Origin of the sequence: Bradyrhizobium sp., from assembly GCF_030646015.1 — a bacterium.
GTDB lineage: Bacteria > Pseudomonadota > Alphaproteobacteria > Rhizobiales > Xanthobacteraceae > Bradyrhizobium.
Genome location: NZ_JAUSLT010000028.1, coordinates 1 through 2,615, shown reverse-complemented (window position 1 = coordinate 2,615; position 2,615 = coordinate 1). Strand labels below are relative to the sequence as shown.

The 2,615-nt window shown below is 63.0% G+C and carries 2 protein-coding genes; both read right to left on the bottom strand.

Annotation, left to right across the window (positions count from 1 at the left end):
* The coding region (ahcY, locus tag Q7T45_RS03585; protein WP_304867729.1) for an adenosylhomocysteinase at positions 1 to 1,215 on the bottom strand (1,215 nt) is incomplete at its 3' end.
* 77 nt (positions 1,216 to 1,292) lie between these two features.
* Positions 1,293 to 2,489, bottom strand: a complete 1,197-nt coding sequence (gene metK, locus Q7T45_RS03580; protein ID WP_304867727.1) for a methionine adenosyltransferase — start codon at positions 2,487 to 2,489, stop codon at positions 1,293 to 1,295.
* Between the last annotated feature and the right edge of the window lie 126 nt (positions 2,490 to 2,615).

The following is a 2,615-nucleotide window of genomic DNA, read 5'->3' as shown; positions in this document are numbered from 1 at the left end:
GGTGAACGACGCCGACATCACGAAGGACGGATGGCCCATGGCGTTGCCGAGGTTCACCAGGCGGCCTTCCGACAACAGGATCATCCGCTTGCCGTCGGGGAAGGTGATCTCGTCGACCTGCGGCTTGATGTTGTCCCACTTCAGATTCTTCAGATGCGCGATCTGGATCTCGTTGTCGAAGTGACCGATGTTGCAGACGATGGCGCGGTCCTTCATCGCGCGCATGTGCTCGATGGTGATGATGTCCTTGTTGCCGGTGGCGGTGACGAAGATGTCGGCGCGGGGTGCCGCGTCTTCCATGGTGACGACCTCGTAGCCTTCCATCGCCGCCTGCAGCGCGCAGATCGGATCGATTTCGGAAACCATCACGCGGCAGCCGGCCTGGCGCAGCGAGGCCGCTGAGCCCTTGCCGACGTCGCCGAAGCCGGCGACCATCGCCACCTTGCCGGACATCATGACGTCGGTGCCGCGGCGGATGCCGTCGACCAGCGACTCGCGGCAGCCATAGAGGTTGTCGAACTTCGATTTTGTCACGCTGTCGTTGACGTTGATCGCCGGGAACAGCAGCTTGCCGCTCTTCTGCATCTCGTAGAGGCGATGCACGCCGGTGGTGGTCTCTTCCGAAACGCCTTTGATGTTCTTCGCGATCTCGGCGAAATAGCCCTTGGGCTTTTCCTTCAGCAGCTTCTTGATCAGCGCGTAGAAAACTTCCTCTTCGTCCGATTCCGGCTTGTCGAGGAACGCGACGTCGCCCTGCTCGGCGCGCAGGCCGTGATGCACCAGCATGGTGGCGTCGCCGCCGTCATCGAGGATCATGTTGGGAGTACCGCCGCCGTGCCAGTCGAACATCCGGGCGGTGTAGTCCCAGTATTCGACCAGGCTCTCGCCCTTCACCGCGAACACGGGAATGCCGGCCGCCGCGATCGCGGCCGCGGCGTGGTCCTGGGTCGAATAGATGTTGCAGGAGACCCAGCGCACGTCGGCTCCGAGCGCGGTCAGCGTCTCGATCAGCACCGCGGTCTGGATCGTCATGTGCAGGGAGCCGGCGATGCGCGCGCCCTTCAGCGGCTGCTTCGGGCCGTATTCCTCGCGCGTCGCCATCAGGCCGGGCATCTCGGTCTCGGCCAGCGAGATCTCCTTGCGGCCGAAATCGGCGAGCGAAATATCCTTGACGATGTAATCGGTGAAGGCGGGCTTCTTGGCGGCGGCGGTCATGTGGTTGATCCCTTAAAAAGCATATTCCGAAAAGCAATGAATGCTTTCCGGAATACGCACGATGATTACGGAGAAAGTCAGACGGCGCGCTTCAGCGCGTCGGCCAGGTCGGTCTTTTCCCAGGAGAAACCGCCGTCCTTGTCCGGGGTACGGCCGAAATGGCCGTAGGACGAGGTGCGGGCGTAGATCGGCTTGTTGAGGTCGAGGTGCTTGCGGATGCCGCGCGGCGTCAGGTCCATCGCCTCGGCCACCGCCTTTTCGAGCTTCTCCTCGGGCACCGCACCGGTGCCATGGGTGTCGATATAGATCGACAGCGGCCGCGCCACGCCGATGGCGTAGGCGAGCTGCAGCGTGCAACGGCCGGCGAGGCCGGCGGCAACGATGTTCTTGGCGAGATAGCGCGCGGCATAGGCGGCCGAACGATCCACCTTGGTCGGATCCTTGCCGGAGAAGGCGCCGCCGCCATGCGGCGCCGCACCGCCATAGGTGTCGACAATGATCTTGCGGCCGGTGAGGCCGGCGTCGCCGTCGGGACCGCCGATGAAGAATTTGCCGGTCGGATTGACGTGCCAGACGGTCTTGCCGTTGATCCAGCCTTCCGGCAGCGCCTGGCGCACATAGGGCTCGACGCAGTCGCGCACCTGCTTGGACGACATGTCCTCGACCAGATGCTGATGCGAGACCACGATCTGGGTGACGCCGACCGGCTTGCCGTTCTCGTATTGCACGGTGACCTGGCTCTTGGAGTCCGGACCCAGCACCTTCTCCTTGCCGGAGTGGCGCGCTTCCGAGATCAGCCGCAGGATCTTGTGGGCGTAGAACAGCGGCGCCGGCATCAGGTCGGGGGTCTCATTGGTGGCGTAACCGAACATGATGCCCTGGTCGCCGGCGCCCTCTTCCTTGTTGGTGCCGGGCTGCAGCGCATCGACGCCCTGCGCGATGTCGGCGGATTGCGGATGCAGCAGGATTTCGACCTTGGCCTTCTCCCAGTGAAAACCTTCCTGCTCGTAGCCGATGTCCTTGATCGCGGCGCGCGTCACGCTTTCGATCTGCTCGTGGGTGACCGATGCGGGACCGCGGGTTTCGCCGGCGATCACCACCCTGTTGGTGGTGGCCAGCGTTTCGCAGGCCGCGCGGATCGCCCACGGATCGAAGCCAGCCTTCTGGCCTTCACGGAAAAACAGATCGACAATCTCATCGGAAATCCGGTCGCAGACCTTGTCCGGATGACCTTCGGAAACCGACTCACTGGTGAACAGATAAGACGCGCGCATCAACCCCTCCCCTCCAGATGGGCCGCGGTCGGCCCGTTTGAATTTTCCATTTATTCTTTAATCTCGACGCCGTGAGATGACGTAGGATTCATCGTAGAACCAGAGGCCGTTATGCCTGCGCAGCAC

Bases quoted from the DNA above. Each gene is read 5' to 3' on its own strand.
- metK (WP_304867727.1), bottom strand. From the start codon at position 2,489: ATGCGCGCGTCTTATCTGTTCACCAGTGAGTCGGTTTCCGAAGGTCAT.